The 17,985-nt window shown below is 70.7% G+C and carries 16 protein-coding genes; 3 read left to right on the forward strand and 13 right to left on the reverse strand.

Going from position 1 to position 17,985, the window contains the following annotated elements; genetic code table 11:
* Positions 1 to 171: 171 nt before the first annotated feature.
* The 3 genes from QIS96_RS03750 to QIS96_RS03760 form a co-directional block, all read right to left on the reverse strand.
* Positions 172 to 534 carry a hypothetical protein gene (locus QIS96_RS03750; protein WP_282540892.1) on the reverse strand — a complete coding sequence of 121 codons (363 nt, stop codon included), beginning with the start codon at positions 532 to 534 and terminating at the stop codon, positions 172 to 174.
* Between the two features lie 197 nt (positions 535 to 731).
* The gene (locus tag QIS96_RS03755) at positions 732 to 1,115 is read right to left on the reverse strand and encodes a chorismate mutase (RefSeq protein WP_282540893.1); all 384 of its coding nucleotides are present in this window, start codon (positions 1,113 to 1,115) and stop codon (positions 732 to 734) included.
* A gap of 11 nt (positions 1,116 to 1,126) precedes the next feature.
* Positions 1,127 to 2,011, reverse strand: coding sequence for a helix-turn-helix domain-containing protein (locus QIS96_RS03760; RefSeq protein ID WP_282540894.1), 885 nt, complete (start codon positions 2,009 to 2,011; stop codon positions 1,127 to 1,129).
* Between the two features lie 145 nt (positions 2,012 to 2,156).
* Here QIS96_RS03760 and QIS96_RS03765 point away from each other — a divergent pair, with 145 nt between their 5' ends.
* Complete coding sequence (locus QIS96_RS03765) at positions 2,157 to 3,935, forward strand: glycoside hydrolase family 35 protein (RefSeq protein WP_282540895.1); 1,779 nt, start codon at positions 2,157 to 2,159, stop codon at positions 3,933 to 3,935.
* Between the two features lie 177 nt (positions 3,936 to 4,112).
* Here the strand turns inward: QIS96_RS03765 and QIS96_RS03770 are convergent, their stop codons facing one another.
* Positions 4,113 to 7,199, reverse strand: coding sequence for an endo-alpha-N-acetylgalactosaminidase family protein (locus QIS96_RS03770; protein ID WP_282540896.1), 3,087 nt, complete (start codon positions 7,197 to 7,199; stop codon positions 4,113 to 4,115).
* 212 nt (positions 7,200 to 7,411) lie between these two features.
* Positions 7,412 to 8,206: a S1 family peptidase gene (locus tag QIS96_RS03775; RefSeq protein ID WP_282540897.1), complete on the reverse strand. Its 795-nt coding sequence runs from the start codon at positions 8,204 to 8,206 to the stop codon at positions 7,412 to 7,414.
* A gap of 218 nt (positions 8,207 to 8,424) precedes the next feature.
* Between QIS96_RS03775 and QIS96_RS03780 the strand changes: the two genes are divergently transcribed.
* Complete coding sequence (locus QIS96_RS03780; RefSeq protein ID WP_282540898.1) at positions 8,425 to 9,315, forward strand: hypothetical protein; 891 nt, start codon at positions 8,425 to 8,427, stop codon at positions 9,313 to 9,315.
* Between the two features lie 264 nt (positions 9,316 to 9,579).
* On the opposite strand, the gene QIS96_RS03785 is transcribed toward QIS96_RS03780, so the two are convergent.
* The 5 genes from QIS96_RS03785 to QIS96_RS03805 all read right to left on the reverse strand — a co-directional run bounded on the left by QIS96_RS03785 (position 9,580) and on the right by QIS96_RS03805 (position 13,595).
* On the reverse strand, positions 9,580 to 11,253 hold the full coding sequence (locus tag QIS96_RS03785) for a DEAD/DEAH box helicase (RefSeq protein WP_408907121.1): 1,674 nt from the start codon (positions 11,251 to 11,253) through the stop codon (positions 9,580 to 9,582).
* Between the two features lie 124 nt (positions 11,254 to 11,377).
* Positions 11,378 to 11,581, reverse strand: coding sequence for a cold-shock protein (locus QIS96_RS03790; RefSeq protein WP_282516245.1), 204 nt, complete (start codon positions 11,579 to 11,581; stop codon positions 11,378 to 11,380).
* Positions 11,582 to 11,820: 239 nt separating this feature from the next.
* Complete coding sequence (locus QIS96_RS03795) at positions 11,821 to 12,462, reverse strand: TetR/AcrR family transcriptional regulator (protein ID WP_282540900.1); 642 nt, start codon at positions 12,460 to 12,462, stop codon at positions 11,821 to 11,823.
* On the reverse strand, positions 12,449 to 12,853 hold the full coding sequence (locus QIS96_RS03800) for a DUF952 domain-containing protein (protein ID WP_282540901.1): 405 nt from the start codon (positions 12,851 to 12,853) through the stop codon (positions 12,449 to 12,451). The genes QIS96_RS03795 and QIS96_RS03800 overlap by 14 nt, the downstream gene beginning before the upstream one ends.
* Before the next feature lie 7 nt (positions 12,854 to 12,860).
* Entirely contained in the window at positions 12,861 to 13,595 is a 735-nt protein-coding gene (locus tag QIS96_RS03805; RefSeq protein WP_282540902.1) for a vWA domain-containing protein, read from the reverse strand.
* A 111-nt stretch (positions 13,596 to 13,706) separates the two neighbouring features.
* Here QIS96_RS03805 and QIS96_RS03810 point away from each other — a divergent pair, with 111 nt between their 5' ends.
* Entirely contained in the window at positions 13,707 to 14,465 is a 759-nt protein-coding gene (locus tag QIS96_RS03810) for an SDR family NAD(P)-dependent oxidoreductase (protein ID WP_282540903.1), read from the forward strand.
* A gap of 55 nt (positions 14,466 to 14,520) precedes the next feature.
* On the opposite strand, the gene QIS96_RS03815 is transcribed toward QIS96_RS03810, so the two are convergent.
* Genes QIS96_RS03815 through QIS96_RS03825 form a run of 3 tightly spaced genes read right to left on the reverse strand, consistent with a single transcriptional unit; the run spans position 14,521 to position 17,691 of the window.
* A complete protein-coding gene (locus QIS96_RS03815) occupies positions 14,521 to 15,357 on the reverse strand; it encodes a carbohydrate ABC transporter permease (RefSeq protein WP_282540904.1) in 837 nt (278 codons plus the stop codon).
* A complete protein-coding gene (locus tag QIS96_RS03820) occupies positions 15,354 to 16,382 on the reverse strand; it encodes a carbohydrate ABC transporter permease (protein ID WP_282540905.1) in 1,029 nt (342 codons plus the stop codon). Before QIS96_RS03820 ends, QIS96_RS03815 begins: the two co-directional genes overlap by 4 nt.
* A 13-nt stretch (positions 16,383 to 16,395) precedes the next feature.
* Positions 16,396 to 17,691: a sugar ABC transporter substrate-binding protein gene (locus QIS96_RS03825; RefSeq protein WP_282540906.1), complete on the reverse strand. Its 1,296-nt coding sequence runs from the start codon at positions 17,689 to 17,691 to the stop codon at positions 16,396 to 16,398.
* Positions 17,692 to 17,985 lie beyond the last annotated feature (294 nt).

Here is a 17,985-nt window from a genome sequence, read left to right on the forward strand (position 1 = left end):
GCACAGGGGCACCCTGGTCCGGGGTTCGGGACGCGGTCGGCCTTCAAGACCACAATCGGGTCTTGAAGGCCGATGTCATGCGAGCCCCCGAATTAGCCAAAAGCGTCGCACACACTCTGCGGGGTCTTTTCGCTCACGGACTCATTTGTGCACGCAGCACGCCTGTTGTGCTTACTGGGTTTTCAGCACAACCCCATTGCTGCATGCATCCGGCATCCAGTCGATTTGTTCGCAGACATACATGGCGCCGAGCTTGTACCAGTGCCCGGGTGCGTTGCGGCGGTCGCAGCCCGAGTCCTTGTCGTAGTAGAGCTTGTCCGGGTTGGAAGAGAAGTAGGCGTAGACGGGGCGGCCGTCCTTCTCCTTGTCGCAGACGTCGAAGATGTGGCGGTCCTTGTCGAACACGGCCTTGTCGGAGCCCTGCTTGGTCACCTTCAGGGCGTACGCGTGGGCCGGTGCAGCCACGAACACAGCGGCGAACAGGGCTGCGAGGACGACAAGCGCGGCTCCTGACGCCTTCTTCACGCGGGTCATACGGTCACGCTCCTCTGCGCGTTACTTACGTTGTCCCGCAACACGCTAAAGCGACCCACAACTCCGCAAAATGACTTTCGACCAAGCCCGAAACACGATGGACCGACGCTCACCTCATGGGGAAATTTCCCATGCCGGGTGGTCGACGAATTTCCGCTGAGGTCGGCTGCCTGCTCCCACTCTCCGCCAGGTACCGGCTAGGACCTCGCGATCGTCTCGTGGTGGCGGATTACCTCCGCGATGATGAAGTTGAGCAGCTTCTCCGCGAACGCCGGGTCCAGTTTGGCGTTCTCCGCGAGGGCGCGGAGGCGGGCGATCTGTTCGGCCTCGCGGTTGGGGTCGGCGGGCGGGAGCTGGTGCTCGGCCTTGAGGTGGCCGACCTGCTGGGTGCACTTGAAGCGTTCCGCGAGCATGTGGACGACTGCGGCGTCGATGTTGTCGATGCTGTCGCGCAGGCGGGCGAGTTCGGCGCGGACCGCCTCGTCGACGCCGGAGTCCGTACGCCCGTCCACGTTCTCGTCCACGCGCCCGTCCACGCCCTCGCCGGGCTGACCGTTGTCGCTGTTCGTGATGCTGCTCATGGGGGGAGAGCCTACGTTGCCGGTCGGAGCATGGGCGGATCGTCCGGGTCCGGTATCTGCTGGGACCAGCCCCCCGGTACGGCACGGCCCTGCTGCTCGCGGAAGCGGACGGGGGCGGCACCGACACGGCGGGTGAACAGGCGGGAGAAGTAGGCGGGGTCGTCGTAGCCGACGCGGCGGGCGACGGCGGCGACGGGGAGTTCGGTGGCGGCGAGGAGTTCCTTGGCGCGGCCGAGGCGGATGCCGAGCAGGTAGTCCTTGGGGCTGCAGCCGGCGCCGCGGCGGACGGCAGTGCGCAGCTCGGCGGGCGTCATGCCGTGCCGGGCGGCGTGCTCGGCGACGGAGAGGGGCTGAAAGGCGTCGCGGGCGAGGGCCTGCAGGACGGGGTCGCCGTCGGGGGCGATGTCGGCGCGGGCGCGGCGCAGGGCGACGAGGAGTTCGTGTACGGCGGCGCCGGTCTCCACCTCCAGGAGAGGGTTCCCGCGGCGGGCGGCGCGGGCGATGCGGCCGACGGCGGCGCGGGGCGCGGCGGCGTCGGAGAGCGGGATGACGGGGCGCTCGGGCTCGATGTAGCCGAGTTCGGTGTACGTGCTGGTGGCGGGGCCGGTGAAGTCGACGAAGGACTCGTCCCAGCCGGTGTGCGGGTCGGCGCCGTAGTGGTGCGGGACGCCGGGGATGATCCAGAGCAGGGCGGGGGCGGTGACGGTGGTGCGGCGGCCGTCGGGGCCCTGGTACCAGCCGGTGCCGGCGCTGATGACGATGGCGACGTGGTGGTCGAGGGTGCGAGGGCCGACGGTGGGCAGGGTGCCGTGCTGGAGTCCGACACCGAGGCAGACGAGGCCGAGGCGGTGGTGGACGGGGCTGGGCGTGAAGTACCGCATCCACGTGTGATACATGCCTTGTTGCCCCTTTCACCCCGTCTGTTGGGTGCGTGCTGCGGCCGCCTTGCGTCCAATCAGGGCTGATCTTTGTCCATGGACCGGCCCGCCGCCAGGGGGCGAGGGTGGGCGCACTGCTGCACGTGCGGAAAGGCGGGGCCCGGTGGGCGATTTTGTGGTGGGGGACGCGGACTTCGAGCTGGACGGGCGGCCGGTGCGGCTGCTCTCCGGTGCGCTGCACTACTTCCGGGTGCACGAGTCCCAGTGGGGGCACCGGCTCGCGATGCTGCGGGCGATGGGCCTCAACTGCGTGGAGACGTACGTCCCGTGGAATCTGCACGAGCCGCGCCCCGGTGAGCTGCGGGATGTGGCGGCGCTCGGCCGGTTCCTGGACGCGGCGGCGGAGGCGGGCCTGTGGGCGATCGTGCGGCCAGGCCCGTACATCTGCGCGGAGTGGGAGAACGGCGGCCTGCCGCACTGGCTGACCGGGCCGCTCGGCGGGCGGATCCGGACGCGGGACGCGGAGTATCTGGCGCGGGTGGAGCGCTGGTTCGGGGTGCTGCTGCCGCAGGTGGTGGAGCGGCAGATCGACCGGGGCGGCCCGGTGATCATGGTGCAGGTGGAGAACGAGTACGGCTCGTACGGCTCGGACCAGAGGTACCTGCGTCAACTGGCGGCGAAGCTACGGGACTTGGGCGTACGGGTGCCGCTGTTCACCTCGGACGGGCCCGAGGACCACATGCTGACCGGCGGCTCGGTGCCGGGGGTGCTGGCGACGGTGAACTTCGGCTCGCAGGCCCGGGAGGGCTTCGCGACGCTGCGCCGGCACCGGCCGAAGGGGCCGCTGATGTGCATGGAGTTCTGGTGCGGCTGGTTCGATCACTGGGGCGACGAGCATGTCGTACGCGATCCTGCGGACGCGGCGGCGGCGCTGCGGGAGATCCTGGCGGCGGGGGCGTCGGTGAACCTGTACATGGCGCACGGCGGGACGAGCTTCGCCGGCTGGGCGGGCGCGAACCGGGGCGGGGAGCTGCACGGCGGGCCGCTGCACCCGGACGTGACGTCGTACGACTACGACGCGCCGATCGACGAGTTCGGCCGGGCCACGCCGAAGTTCTGGGCGTTCCGCGAGGTGCTCGCCGCGTACGCGGACGGCCCGCTGCCCGAACTCCCGTCCGCTCCGCCGGAGTTGGGTGCCGGCGCCGAGGCGGAACTCGACGTCTGGACGCCGCTCGGGGAGGTGCTGGACGTGCTCGGCGGGCCGGAACGGGCCTTCGGCCAGGCCCCCACCTTCGAGGAACTCGACGTGGACCGGGGCGTGGTCCGCTACCGCGTGGACGTGCCGGGCCCGCGGCAGCCGTACCCGCTGCGGGCGCGGGGGCTGAGGGACCGGGCGGTGGTGCACGTCGACGGCGTACGGGCCGGGGTACTCACCGAGGACTCCCCCGAACTCCCCTCGCCGGTCGCGGGACCGGCGCGCGTGGAACTGCTCGTGGAGTCCCTCGGCCGCGTCAACTACGGCCCCCGCCTGGGCGAGCCGAAGGGCCTGACCGGGGGCGTCCTGCACGAGCGGCAGTTCCTGCACGGGGTACGGGCGACGGGGTTGCGCCTCGACGCGTTCGACGACGCGGAGCGGGTACGGGGGTTGCGGGGGTTGCGGGGGTTGCCCTCGCGGGCCCCGGAGGGCGAGGCGGGGCTGTACCGGGGCTCGCTCTCCGTCGAGGGCGCGGGCGACGCGGTGCTCGAACTCCCCTCGTTCACACGGGGGTTCGTGTGGGTGAACGGGTTCTGCCTCGGGCGGTACTGGGTGCTCGGGCCGCAGGAGTCGCTGTACGTACCGGGGCCGGTGCTGCGGGAGGGGGCGAACGAGGTGTGGGTGCTTGAGCTGGAGGGGGTCGGGGCGGGGGCCTCGGTGCGGGTGAGCGCGCCTGCGGCGGGCTGATCCCCTCCCCGCCCCTTCCCGAAAGCCCTGCCGGGCGGGCCTCCTCAAACGCCGGAGGGGCTGAAAAATCAGCCCCTCCGGCGTTTGAGATGGGGGTCCCCCCTGCTCGAGCGAAGCCGAGAGCTTGGGGGAGGGGTCTGGGGCGGAGCCCCAGTTCGGGAAGGGGCGGGGTGGGGACTAGATCTCCCGCACCTCGAAGCCGTCGAGGACGAACTCCGCCGTACCGTCCTCCCCCACCTTCCGGAGGCCGACCCACGCCTCCCCCTTCTCCGGAGCCGTGAACTCGTAGGACAGAACCGCAGGTTGGACAGCCACCGGCAGGGCCTCGCGGGAGAGTTCCCGCGGGCCCGGCTCGTCGACCGCCGTGACCCACGCGTACTGGCCGGCCTTCTCGTTCTCGTACCGGAACGACACCCGGTAGCGGCGGCCCGGCGTGAAGCGGACCGTGTGCGGGACCGTGCGGTGGACGAGGCCCGCGTTCTCGCCCCGCGACTTCAACGACTCGGCGCCGTCGATCACGTCGTCGATGGCCTTGCCGTTCCAGCCGCGCTGGGTGTACGGCGCGTGCCGTTGCGCGATATGGGTGCGCGGGTCGGTGGCGCCGCCCGCGTCGCCCTTGACGAAGACGCCCCAGCCCTGCGGCACATGCTCGAAGTCCTCGAAGACCAGGGCCCCTTCGGGGACGGCGGGGCGCTGCGCGGGCACGACCCGGACGTTGTCGAAGCGGACCCGGGCCCGGCCCTCCTCCGCGCGGAGCGTGAGGTCGACGGGCCCGCCGCCCTCGGGGACCGTGAAGTAGGTGAACATGCGCTGGAATCGGGTGCCGTGCTTGCGGTCGGCGGCGACGTGGTTCCCGGCGGTGGAGGTGTGCGTGAAGTTCTCCGCCTTCACCCCGTCCGCGGTGCGCACCTCCAGGGCCGCCCGGCGCCGCTCCCCCGCCTTCGCGCCGACCTCGACCTGTACGGACGCCGCGTACGTGCCGGGGGCGAGGCGGGTCAGGCGCTGGCCGACGGCGGCCGCGGCGCCCTCGCCGATCACCAGCTCGTGGTCGCCGAGCGCGCTCAGCTCCACGGAGGCCGGGCCGGACACCGTCCAGCCGTCCAGGGAGCCGGAGTTGAAGCCCGGGTCGTGCAGCGGCGTGGCCTGCCCCCAGTCGGGGTCGGCGGGTGCGGGCTGCCGTTCGCGGTAGAGGACGTACGGCTGCTTCGCCTCGGCCTTCAACGTCACCTTGCCGCCGCTCGCGACGGGCACGTCGCCCTCGTACACCCGGCCCTGGTCGGTGAGCCGGTACAGCGCGAGCTGGGACGCCGAGGCCCAGCCGCGCGGCAGCTGCCAGGTGCTGGAGCCGGCCTTGGGCGCGTAGTGGTAGAGCTTCGGCGGGTCGAGGGCCTTCTTCGGCTCCCAGGGCAGCAGGTAGGCGCCGTCCTCGTAGACGACGCGGCCGTCGGTGGTGATGACGCGCTTGCCGCTCGCGTCGGAGACCTTGGTGGCGGTGTCGCCGAAAAACGTGATCTCGTGCTCGGTCCACGTCTTGATCGGGTGCGCCTGCAGATACTTGGCGGGCAGCGAGTCCGTCCAGATCTGGTCGTAGAACACGGTCCAGTCGGTCTTGCCGACCCAGCCCTCGAAGTTGCCGGTGCGCGGGATGCCGAGCAGCGTGGGCCACTTGTCGGCGAAGACGTCCTTGTGGTCGTTGCGGATGAACCGGATGAGCTGCGAGTTGATGCCGCGGGAGGTGTCGGGGCCGTAGTCCGTCTCCGTGGCCCAGTGCGACCAGAGGGCGGAGCGCTCCAGGCCGTGGCCCCACTCGGTGGTGACGTGCCAGCCCTGCTCGCGCAGCGCGCGCTGGAGCCGGTCGGAGGTCCAGCCGGACTCGCGGAACACGTCGATGTAGAGGGTGTTGAGGGCCTCGTCCGTCTCCGCGCGCAGGTCCGCGAAGCGCTTCACGATGTCCCCGGAGACCAGGTCGCGGCGCTGGTCGATCCGGTAGCTCTGGTCGAGCCAGTCCCACTGCTCGTTGGTCTTGTCGACGAGGGTCTCGGAGAAGGCGTTGGCGACGGGGTACGACTCTGTGGCGTTGACGTGCACGCCGAAGTCGCTGCCCCACTTCTTCCCCTCCCTGACCAGGGTGTTGAGGTCCTCCAGGCCGCCCGCGCGCTTGTTGTGGTTGTCCGCGTAGTCGGGGTGCGCGGAGTCGTGGCCCTCGGACTGGTAGCCCTTGAGCAGGGTGTACTGGCGCAGCCCGTCGGTGGCCAGCGAGATCCGCTTGACGTGGTCGAGGGTCAGCAGGAACGGGTTGGTGGCCTGCGAGGCGAAGTTGAACGGGATGTGCGGGACGACCCGCAGATGCTGGTCCGCCGCGCCGAGCGGCATCACCATTACGTCCCGGAACGCGATCGCCGCGTCCTGCCAGTCGACCTCGCCGTCGCCGTTGCGGTCCCCGGTGACGATCACGGTGGCGTACGGGAGGGGCTCGGTGGCGTCGACGGGCGCGGTGGCGGCGCGGTGCGTGAACTGGCCGAGGGCGAGCCGCGCCTCGACATGCTCCCCCGCCTCGGCCGTGGAGCGCCTGAGCCGCCCGTTCTCCCAGGTGGTCCCGTCCGCCGAACTGGGCTTGTCGTACACGGTGTTGGTCTCGACGGCCCCGCCGAGCCGGTCGTGCGCGACGACGGCGTACGCGCAGCCCTTCGCCGCCTCGGCCGGAGTGTCCGGGGCGACCCGGACGAGGGTGTCGCCGCTCTTCGCCTTGTCGAGCTCGATGCGGGCGGCGCGCAGGACGGCCCCCGGCTGGTCACTGCGTACCGCGAGCAGCGGAAGGCCGGGGAACTCCAGGGTGCCGACGCGCAGCGCGGCCGTGTCGGCGATGCGGGTGATCCGCCAGTGCACCTTGTCCTCGTCGACGCGGATCTCGGCGTCGATCTCGGTGCCGCCGGGGAGGGCGAGGGTGTACGCGATGCGGTCGCCCCCGGTCTGCGAGGTGACCTTCGGGGTGTGCTCGGCGCCGTCGATCAGCAGGCTTGTGACGGGTGTGCCGCAGCCGTGCAGGACGGCGCCGGAGGCCCGGTGCGTGTAGCCGACGATGCGCGGGAAGGCGGTGTCGACGCGTACGTCGAGGGTGCGGGAGCGCAGCACGGCCTCGCCGCGAGCGGCGGCGGAGGCGGTGGCGGCGGCCGGGAGCTGCACGCCGAGCGCGAGCCCCGCGCCTGCGGCCGCGGTCGCGGCGACGACGCTGCGGCGGGTCGGTCCATCGGTCTGTGCGCGCACTGCACCCCTCCTCGGGACGGTTCCGTGTGGCCGTCACGATGCGCGAGGCGGGGCGAGGGGGCCCATGGACAAAGGAGGGGAAGGTCTTGGACTTAGCTCGTACGCGAGATGCGCGAGGTACGCGAGGCGCGCGGACGCGGACACGCACGTGTCCCCCGACCAGCCGCCGTGCGGGCCGGGGGACACGTGGGCTCAGGAAGCAGCCGGGCGGATCAGAGCTCCGCAGCCGCCTTGGCTATGTCCGCGTTGAAGGTGGACACCTCGGTGTAGACGCCGGGCTTGCCGGGACGCGCGCAGCCCTCGCCCCAGCTGACGATGCCGACCTGGATCCACTGGTCGGAGTCGTCCTTGCGGAACATCGGGCCGCCGGAGTCGCCCTGGCAGGTGTCGACGCCGCCCTCGTCGATGAGGCCGGCACACAGCTCCTCGCCCTCGATGAGGTTCGAGTACGCCTTCTTGCAGGTGGCGTCGTCGACGAACGGGACGGTGGCCTTCAGCAGCTTCTGCTGCTGCTCGCCGCCCTCCTTGTCGGCGCCCCAGCCGGCGATGGTGAAGTCGCCCTTGTTGTAGGCGTCCGAGTCGGCCGTCTTCAGGGTGGGGATGCCGAGCGGCTTGTCGAGCTTGATGAGCGCCCAGTCCTTGCCGTTGCCGTCGTAGCCCGGGGCCTGCAGGACCTTGGTCGACTTCGCGGTGACCGCGTCCGGGGACTCCAGGTCGACGACGCCGCCGGTCGCGGTGATGGACGTGTTGTCACCCGAGCCGTCCACGCAGTGCGCGGCGGTCAGGACGATGTCCTCGGCGTACATGGAGCCACCACAGCCCATGGAGAGCCGCACCATGAACGGGAATTCGCCCTGCTCGGCCGGGGTGCCGCCGACGACGCGGGTGGAGGGGCCGCCGTTGTCGGTGTAGGCCTGGGCCGAGGACAGGGGCTGCAGGCTGACGGCGGCGAGGGTGATCGCGCCGAAAGCGGCTGCTCTCTTGAATGAACCAAAGGGGTTCTTCAACTGTCTTCCTTTCGTGGGGGGTTGCACGCGCACGGCGGAGCTGTACCGAGGGTCATCGGCATGAGCATGCCAAGCACGTGTGTCGGATTATTGGGGTCCGGACGCCGCAGGGGCAAGGGCCTGTTTCAAGTCAGGACCAACAACACGTTTCCCCACGAACCCCCGTACAGTGGAAGTCCCTTGACCGGCCGGGCCCATCGACCGAAGGCGGTGCGGGCGTGACGTACGGCAGCGGCGGAGGACGCCCCGTCGAGCACGGCTTCCCGCATCTGGAGACGGTGCGGGCGGCGATCAACACCCTGTACCGCCGGCTCACCCCCGAGGCGCTGCGCACCTTCGACAGCAGCGTGGCCCCGGCCGACGTGGCCTTCTGCGACCAGGACGATCTGCATCTGGGCGTGCAGCGGGTGGCGCGCGCGATGGTGCAGCACCTGCGGCTTCCGGACGCCCGGATGATCGTGAGCTTCCGGGCCATGGAACACGCCGCGAACGTCGAACTGGCCGCGGGGCCCGAGTACTTCATCGAGCTGAACGACCGCTTCCGCACGCACCGCAGGGACATCGGCGCGGCCCTCGCCCACGAGGTCATGCACGTCTACCTGCACCGCATCGACCTGTCGTTCCCCGGCACGCGCGGCAACGAGATCCTCACGGACACGGCCACCACGTACCTCGGCGCGGGCTGGCTGCTCCTGGACGCCTACCGCGAGGACGACACGTCGTCGCAGAAGCTCGGCTATCTCACGCCGGAGGAGTTCGGGTACGTCCTGGCCAAGCGGGCCGCGCTCTTCGACGAGGACCCGGCGATCTGGTTCACCAGCCCGCAGGCGTACACGGCGTACGCGCGCGGCCGGGACCTCGCCGAGGAGGAGCACCGGCAGCCCCCGCTGACCGCGGCCGGCTGGTCGGGCCGCCACCGGTACGCGAAGGCCCGCCGCCGGGCCGGCGAGCCGCCTCCCGGCGACGTCCGCTACCGCTTCGAGCCGGGTCCGCCGCTGCGCGTCACGTTCCCGTGCCCGACCTGCGAGCAGCGCATCCGCGTCCCGGTCAGGGGGCGGGTCAGGGCCCGCTGCGGGCTGTGCGGGACGGTTCTGCAGTGCGACACCTAGGGCCTGTCGTTTGGATCTTGCCGGGGTCGCGGGGCGTGGCACGCACATCTGCGGCGTTGTCGTCGGTTGCCAACGCTCCGCGTTGACGCCCTCCTCCGCCTTGCAGCTGCACGCACCACGCCCCGCTCGACTCGACCGAACGGCACCACCGACCAGATCCGGCCTGATCCCAACGACAGGCCCTAGGACCGGTGCGCGCCCGCCCGAAGTTCAGACGGGCCCGTCACCGGCCCTGAGTACGACTGCTGTGACCTGTACGAGAGGTCAGGCGGCGGTGCGCCGTCCGTCGCCGCTCTGCGGCCGGCGTCCCCGGCCGCTGCCCGAACCGCGCCGCGCGCCAGCGGACTTGGCGCCCGCGCCGCCCGCCGCGGAGCCGTTCCCGGCCTGAGCGCCACCGCGCCCGGCGGCCCCGGAACCGGACTGCGAGCGCCGCGCGCCCGCGCCCGCCGCCGAACCCGTACCGGCCGAGGCCGCACGGGAGCCGGACCGCGAACGGGACCGCGAGGAACGGGACTTACCCGCCGCACCCGAACCCGAGCCGCCGCCCGAACCCGAGCGCGAGCCGCCCGAGCGGGACGGCCGGGCGGGCTGCTGCGGCTCCGGCACGGGCAGCGTCACGGGCACCCCGGAGGGCTCCCGCGCGCCCGTGATCCGTACGAGCTCCTCGTCCGTGGAGCGGATGCGGGTGGTGGCCGCGTTGATGCCGGCCACCGACATCAGGCGGCTCATCTCGCGCTTCTCCTCGGGCAGGACGAGCGTGACGACGCTGCCGGACGCGCCCGCGCGGGCGGTGCGGCCGCCGCGGTGCAGATAGTCCTTGTGGTCGGTCGGCGGGTCCACGTTCACGACCAGGTCCAGGTCGTCGACGTGGATACCGCGCGCGGCGACGTTGGTCGCGACGAGCGCGGTGACGACGCCGGTCTTGAACTGGTCCAGGGTGCGGTTGCGCTGCGACTGGGAGCGCCCGCCGTGCAGCGCGGCGGCGGCCACGCCCTGGCCGAGGAGGCGCTTCGCGAAGCGGTCGGCGGCGCGCTTGGTGTCGACGAAGAGGATCACGCGGCCGTCGCGGGCGGCGATCCGCAGGGCGACGGCCTTCTTGTCGGTCTCGTCGGCGACGTGCAGCACGTGGTGGTCCATGGTGACGACCGCGCCCGCGGACGGGTCGACGGAGTGCACCACGGGGTCGCTGAGGAACATCCGCACGAGCCGGTCGATGTTCCGGTCGAGCGTCGCGGAGAACAGCAGCCGCTGCCCGTCCGGCTCGACCTGCTTCAACAGGGCCGTGACCTGCGGCATGAAGCCCATGTCGGCCATCTGGTCGGCCTCGTCGAGGACGGTGATCGACACGTTCTCCAGCGTGCAGTCGCCGCGGTCGATGAGGTCCTTGAGGCGTCCGGGCGTCGCCACGACGACCTCGGCGCCGCGCCTGAGCGCACCCGCCTGCCGCCCGATGGAGAGCCCGCCGACGACGGTCGTGAGGCGTATCCGCAGCGCGTCGGCGTACGGGGTGAGGGCGTCGGTGACCTGCTGCGCGAGCTCGCGCGTGGGCACCAGGACCAGGGCGAGCGGCGCCTTGGTCTCGGCGCGGCGGCCCGCGGTGCGGGCGAGCAGGGCGAGGCCGAAGGCGAGGGTCTTGCCGGAGCCGGTGCGTCCGCGGCCGAGGAGATCACGGCCGGCGAGCGAGTTGGGCAGCGTCGCGGCCTGGATCGGGAAGGGCTCTGTGACGCCCTGCTCGCCGAGGGTGGCGAGCAGCGGGGCGGGCAGATCGAGCTCTGCGAACGAGCTCACCGCGGGCAGCGCCGGCGTGACGGACTCCGGTACGGCGAACTCGCCCTGCGGAGGCACGGTGGTGCGGCGGGGCGTGGCCCTGCGCCGGGAGTTGTTGCCGCCGTTCCTCGAGCCGCGAGCGGGACGTGCGGAGCTGGTCGTGCCGATGATGCCCTCCTGAAGCCTGGTCCTTCTGAAGCCTGGTCCCCCGTCCTCGGTCCTGAGGACGGCAGAAACCGGGGCCCGCACCTGCTGGTGCGAGCCCCGGCTCACGGGATACGCGATCCGCCGGCGATCAGGCCGGGAGGATGTTCTCCGCCTGCGGGCCCTTCTGGCCCTGCGTGACGTCGAAGGTGACCTTCTGGCCCTCGTGGAGCTCACGGAAGCCCTGGGTCGCGATGTTGGAGTAGTGGGCGAAGACGTCGGCGCCGCCGCCGTCCTGCTCGATGAAGCCGAAGCCCTTTTCCGAGTTGAACCACTTCACGGTTCCGGTGGCCATGTTCTTCTCCTTGTGCTGGGGCAGATCCGGAGAGTCACACTGTGTGGCTCTCCTTGTCGCGCTTGAGCCCCGTCCGGAGCGGCCGGAATGAAACCGGAACGGCCGGAAAACAGAAATGCGCCTGAGGATCATTCCCGTCAGGCGCACATAAAGTTCATGGGTACCAAAACTGCAACTCGGTCACCCTAGCACGATTCGGGCCGGGCCCCCAGGTCGTCCTGGTGGGCCGTCCTGGGCGGTCACGGGCGTACGGCGATGCCGTCCAGGACCATCGACAGGTACTGGCGGGCGATCTCCTCCGGGCTGTGCAGTCCGCCGGGCCGGTACCAGGAGGCGGCGACCCAGACGGTGTCGCGGACGAAGCGGTAGGTGAGCCGGATGTCCAGGTCGGAGCGGAAGACCTGGTCGGCGACGCCGCGTTCGAGGGTGCCGAGCCAGGCCTTCTCGAACCGCTCCTGGGAGACGGTGAGATAGGCGAAGCGGTCCTGGCGGGCGAGGTGCCTGGACTCCTTCTGGTAGATGGCGACGGCGGCGCGGTGCCGGTCGATCTCGCGGAAGGACTCGGTGACGAGGGCCTCGATGGTCTCGCGGGGGCCGAGTCCGGCGGCGAGGACCGCGTCGTACCCCTCCCAGAGCTCGTCGAGGAAGGTGGAGAGGATCTCGTCGAGCATCGACTCCTTGGAGTCGAAGTGGTAGTAGAGGCTGCCCGCGAGCATGCCCGCCTCGTCCGCGATCTTGCGGACGGTGGTGGCGTTGTAGCCCTGCTCGGCGAAGACCTCGGCGGCGGTGGCGAGGAGTTCCCCGCGCCGCTCGGGGGACGCGACCGTGGAGCTCTTCTTGGCGGCCTTGGGCGTCTTGGGGTTCGGCTTACTGTTCGGCACGCTTCTCATTGTCGCCGTTCGCCGGAGCGGGGTCGCCGAATCCCGTGGCCCGGCCGGTCGTTGGGTCCCACTGCACCTCGCGTACGGCCACGACGGCGGCCCGGTCGAGCGGCCCGTACACATGCGGGAAGAGCACGTCCGCGGCGACGCCGGGCGGCGGGGCGCCGTCGGCGGGTTCGAAGCGGCAGTCGGAGGTGAGCCGGTCCTCGTCGACGAGGAGGGCGAGCAGCGGCCTCGGGGCATCGCCGTAGAAGGCGTTCACGACGGCCAGGGCGGTGGGTTCGTCGGGGGCGCAGTGGACGAAGCCGTCGCGCTCCAGGGAGACGGGGGCGTACGGCCCGTCGGGTGCTTGTGCGGCCCAGTCGGCGGCCGTCACCACGTGGTGGATCATGGCCCGGTCATACCACGGGCGCGGGCACGATCCCCTGGGCGCGGGCGGCCGCCAGCCACTGCGGGAACTCGGCGAGGAGCCGGTCGTAGAGGACGGCGTCCCGGACCTTGCGCGGGTTCTTGCCGGCGTGGAAGAAGCCGGCGTTGTCCACGACGCGGCGCTGCGGGACGGGGAGTTCATCGAGTTTGCGCAGAAAGTCGAACTGTTTGCTGTCCGGGTCGCCGAAGCCGACGAACTGCCAGAACAGCGGGAGTTTCGCGGCCTTGCAGAGGTAGCGCTCGGCGGCCGGGCGGCTGATGGGGCCGCCGTCGGTCTGGAAGACGACGAGGGCGGGGTCGGTGGCGCCGCTGTCGAGGTAGTGGTCGATGACCGCGTCCATGGCCAGGTGGTAGCTGGTCTTCCCCATGTGCCCGAGGCGGGACACGATCCGTTCGACGCTGCCCCGGTGGTCGTCGAGGGCGATGGAGTCGACGGCGTCGACGTCGGTGGAGAAGAACACGGTCGGCACGCGCCCGTCGTCGTCGAGGTGCGCGGAGAGCCCCAACACCCGCTCGGCGAGCGCCTGGACAGTGCCGTCGGCGTAATACGGGCGCATCGAGCCGGAGTAGTCGAGGACCAGGTAGACCGCGGCGCGCGCCGAGTCGAGGCCGTGCTCGGCCAGGCTGGCGCCGGCGCGCTTGTAGAGGGAGACGAGGGCGGGGGCCCTCTCCTCGACCTTGCGCAGGCTGATGGCGGACGGCATAGGGCGCTCCTGGTGCGTGCTGACGACCCGACGGCTGCTGCTGGTTGAGGTTACGACACCGCATCCCCGACTATGACTATTAGTCATATCCAGCCAGCGGGAGGCACGAGCATGGGCGGTACGAGCGTGAGCGGCACGAGCACAAGCAGCACCCTCGACGGCACCACGGTCCTGATCACGGGCGCGGCCCGCGGTCAGGGCGCGGCGGAGGCCCGGCTGTGCGCGGAGGCGGGGGCCCGCGTCGTGGTCACGGACCTCCTTGAGGAGGAGGGCCGCGCGGTCGCCGAATCCCTGGGCGGGCAGGGCCTGTTCGTACGGCACGACGTGTCGGACGCGAAGAGCTGGGCGGACGCGGTGGGTGCGGCCGTGGAGCGGTTCGGGCGGCTCGACGCGCTGGTGAACAACGCGGCGCTGTGGCGTACGGCTTCCGTGGAGGAGGAGACGTACGACAACTTCGAGGCGCTGCTCAAGGTCAATCTGCTCGGGCCGTTCCTGGGGATACAGGCGGTGGTGCCGGCGCTGCGCGAGGCGGGCGGGGGCTCGATCGTGAACATCTCGTCGACGGCGGGGCTCACGGGCCTGCCGGGGCATGCGGCGTACGGCTCGTCGAAGTTCGGGCTCCGGGGTCTGACGCGGTCGTCGGCGCTGGATCTGGCGCCGTACAAGATCCGGGTGAACTCGGTGCATCCGGGGGCGATCGACACCCCGATGATCGCGGCGGCGACGGCGGGCCGGGACTGGTCGCATCTGCCGGCCGGCCGCACCGGACGCCCGGAGGAGGTCGGGGAGTTGGTGCGCTTCCTGGTGTCGGACGCGTCCTCGTACATCACGGGCGCGGAGTTCACGGTGGACGGCGGGATGACGGCCTGAGGAGACACGGGTGGGCCCCCGCCGGCCGACGACGGGGGTCCACACCACGCGAGGTTCAGCCCTTGACCGCTCCGGCCGCGAGTCCGGAGCCGAGCTTCCGGTGGACCACGACGAAGAAGATCATCACGGGCAGGGTGACGAGCGTGGAGCTGGCCATCACCGGGCCCCAGGCCGTGGAGTTCTCGCCGAAGAACTGGTAGATGCCCACGGCGGCCGTGTACTTGTCGCTGCCCTTCATGAAGGTGTACGCGAACACGAACTCGTTCCACGCGGTGATGAACGCGAAGATCGAGGTGGCGACGAGACCGGGTGCGACCAGGGGCAGCAGCACCGACCAGAACATCCGCGGCCAGGACGCCCCGTCGATGTACGCGGCCTCCTCGACTTCCTTCGGCACGGTGGCGACGAAGCCGCGCAGCGTCCAGATCGCGAACGGCAGCGACAACGCGATGTAGACGACGCTCAGGCCGAGCAGCGAGTTGAGCATCTCGTAGTCCCGCATCTGGATGAAGAGCGGGATGACCAGGGCCTCCAGCGGCACCATCTGCACGATCAGGATCATGATCAGCACGGAGGTGCGGAAGCGGAACCTGAACCGGGCCACCGCGATCGCCGCGAACAGCGAGAGCACGGCGGCGGCGAGGATGGTGGCGCCGCCGACGATCGCCGAGTTCAGCAGGTACGTGCCGAAGTTGCCGCGCTCGAAGACCAGTTGGAAGTGGTCGAGGGTGACGCCGCTGGGCAGCAGGTCGGAGCCGCGGGTGAGGGCCTTCGGGTCGAAGGCGGTGGAGACCATCCAGTAGACGGGGAACAGCGTGAAGACGAGGAGCGCGGCGACGGCGGCGCCGAGCCCGATCCGGCGTGCGGGTCCCCGCGTGGCGAGCGACGTCACAGCTCCTCCTCCCCTTGCCGGAACAGGGTCCTGATGTAGACGACCGTGATGGCCAGCAGCAGCAGCGTGAGCAGCACGGCCGCGGCGGAACCGGCCCCGTAGTCGTTCTTGGCGAAGGCCTCGATGTACGAGAAGACGCCGAGGTTGTACACGTCCGGGTTGGAGCCGTTGCCGCCCGGCATCACGAAGATCTGCGTGAACACCTTGAAGTCCCAGATGGTCGACAGGATCGTGACGACGAGGAAGACCGGCTTGATGGTGGGCACGGTGATCTTCCAGAACCGCTGCCAGGCGTTGGCGCCGTCGATCATGCCCGCCTCGTACAGCTCCTTGGGGATGGTGAGGAGGCCGGCGAGGACGGTGATGGCGACGAACGGGAAGCCGTGGTGGACGACGTTCACCGTCGCGATGGCGTAGAACGGCAGCCGTTCGGTGAACCAGTTGGTGGTCTCGGGGTCGATCAGGCCCGCGGCGCCCGCGAGTTGGGAGAACAGTCCGTCCTGCGGCTGGAACAGCCAGATCCAGACGTACGTGCCGGTGACGGCGGGCATCGCCCAGGCGGCGAGGATCGCGACCGAGCAGATCAGCCGCCAGGTGGTGCCGAGCCGGTTGAGGAGCAGCGCGACGAGGGTGCCGAGGGCGATGGTCAGGCCGACGCAGGCGACGGCGAAGAACACCGTGTTGGGCAGGACGGTCTTCCACAGGAGCCCGCTGGTGAGCAGGTCGGCGTAGTGGTCGAAGCCGGTGAAGGTGCCGACGCCGCCGCCGAACTTGACCTCGTAGTCCTGCAGGGAGAGCTTGCCGACCTGGACGAGCGGCCAGAGCAGCAGCCCGGCCAGGACGATCAGGGCGGGCGCCAACAGGAGCCAGGGGCGGGTGAGTTCGACCCTTCTGCGGCGGCGGAGCGCGGTCGCGTCGGTGTCGGTGCCGGGTCCGGGGTTCGCGGGGGCGGTGCGGCCGGCCGCCAGGGTGTCCTCGGTGTCCCTGGCGGCCCGGCCGCTCCCGCCGATGAGCGTGTCTTTCACGTGCCCGCCGTCCTCACTCGCCCTTGGCGAAGATGGCGTCCATGCCCTTGGCGGCCTTGTCGGCGGCCTCCTGGACGGTCGCCTTGCCGCTCAGGATCGACTGCACCATGCCGGTGACGACCTGCGAGGCCTGGATCTCGCCGTACGCCTTGGTCTTCGGGACGGTCGCGCCGGCCTCCAGCATCTGCTTCGCGAACGGCTCGACCAGCGGGTCCTTCTTCGCGGCGACCTTCTCCAGCTCGGAGTTCTGGCCGGGGAAGTAGTTGGTCTGCTGCGCCCACTTGGCGGCGAACTCGCCGGTGGTCAGGAGCTTCACGAACTCCCAGGCCAAGTCCTTGTTCTCGGTGTTGAACGTGGAGAGGTACGAGCCGCCGAGGAAGGAGCGGCTCATGCCGCCGTCCTGGCCGGGGATCGGGATGGCGCCGAGCTTGCCCTTGAGGTCCGGGTTGGCCTCGACGATGGCCTTCGGTGTCCAGTTGCCGCCGACGGCCATGGAGATCTGGCCCTTGTTCCAGGCGTCGCCGACCTCCTTCTCGGTCCAGGTGTTCACCTTGGCCGGGGAGACCTTCTCCTCGGTGGCGAGGCCGGTGTAGTACTCGATGCCCTCGACGGACTTCGGCGAGTTGATCGCCGACTTCCACTTGCCGCCCTTCTCGGTGGCGAGTTCGCCGCCCGCGCCCCAGATGAACGCGGTCGCGAACATCTCGGCGCCGCCGGCGACGGGGAAGGCGACCTTGTCGGGCTCCTTCTCCTTCAGCGTCTTGGCGGCGGCTGTCAGTTCCTTCCAGTTCGTCGGCGGCTTGATCTTGTGCTTCTCGAAGAGGTCCTTGCGGTACACGATCGAGCGGACGCCCGCGTACCAGGGCATGCCGTACTGCTTGCCCTCCAGCGTGCCCGCGTCCTTGAGGCCCTCGACGAGGTCGCCGCTGAGCCCGGACTTCTCCACCTTGCCGGTGACGTCGACGAGCGCGCCCGTCTCGGCGAACTGCGGCACCCAGGTGGTGCCCACCTCCGCGACGTCCGGGACCTGGTCGGCGCCGCCCTCGATCGCGGTCGTGAACTTCTTCTGGGCCGTGGCCCACTGCTGGTACTCGACCTTGATGTTCGCGCCGGTCTTCTTCTTGAACGCCGCCGCGGCCTCCTTGAAGAAGGGCCGCGCGTCCGGGTTGGTGCCCTCCATGATCCATACGGTGAGGGTCTTGCCCTTGCCGTCGGTTGCGGCGCCCTCGTCGCCCGAGCCCTCGCCGCATGCCGTCGCGGTCAGGCCGAGCGTCAGGGCGATCCCCGCCGCGATGACACGTCGCTTCATACCGGCGCCTCCTGGATGGCGGTCCATACGCTCCACTCGGAGGTCTCGGTGAACGACCCCCGCTGAGTGATTCTCACCACGTCGGAACAGGGCGGTCTAGACCCATCCGGATACGCGGCCGAACCGTGACTCTCATTGCGGGGAGTGCAACATACGCTTCGGCGGTTGCGGGCTGTGCAACGTTCACACGAGTGGGGCAGCGCCTGCGGCGAGCTCCTTCCCCACCCCGCCCCTTCCCGTAACTGGGGCTCCGCCCCAGACCCCGCTCCTCAAACGCCGGAGAGGCTGATCTTG

Origin of the sequence: Streptomyces cavernicola, from assembly GCF_029968035.1 — a bacterium.
Taxonomy (GTDB): Bacteria; Actinomycetota; Actinomycetes; order Streptomycetales; family Streptomycetaceae; genus Streptomyces; species Streptomyces cavernicola.

Coding starts and splice junctions, on each gene's coding strand:
- QIS96_RS03790 (WP_282516245.1), bottom strand. CDS start 11,581: ATGGCCACCGGAACCGTGAAGTGGTTCAACTCGGAAAAGGGCTTCGGC.
- QIS96_RS03760 (WP_282540894.1), bottom strand. CDS start 2,011: ATGTATCACACGTGGATGCGGTACTTCACGCCCAGCCCCGTCCACCAC.
- QIS96_RS03805 (WP_282540902.1), bottom strand. CDS start 13,595: ATGCCGTCCGCCATCAGCCTGCGCAAGGTCGAGGAGAGGGCCCCCGCC.
- QIS96_RS03825 (WP_282540906.1), bottom strand. CDS start 17,691: ATGAAGCGACGTGTCATCGCGGCGGGGATCGCCCTGACGCTCGGCCTG.
- QIS96_RS03755 (WP_282540893.1), bottom strand. CDS start 1,115: ATGAGCAGCATCACGAACAGCGACAACGGTCAGCCCGGCGAGGGCGTG.
- QIS96_RS03810 (WP_282540903.1), top strand. CDS start 13,707: ATGGGCGGTACGAGCGTGAGCGGCACGAGCACAAGCAGCACCCTCGAC.
- QIS96_RS03750 (WP_282540892.1), bottom strand. CDS start 534: ATGACCCGCGTGAAGAAGGCGTCAGGAGCCGCGCTTGTCGTCCTCGCA.
- QIS96_RS03800 (WP_282540901.1), bottom strand. CDS start 12,853: ATGATCCACCACGTGGTGACGGCCGCCGACTGGGCCGCACAAGCACCC.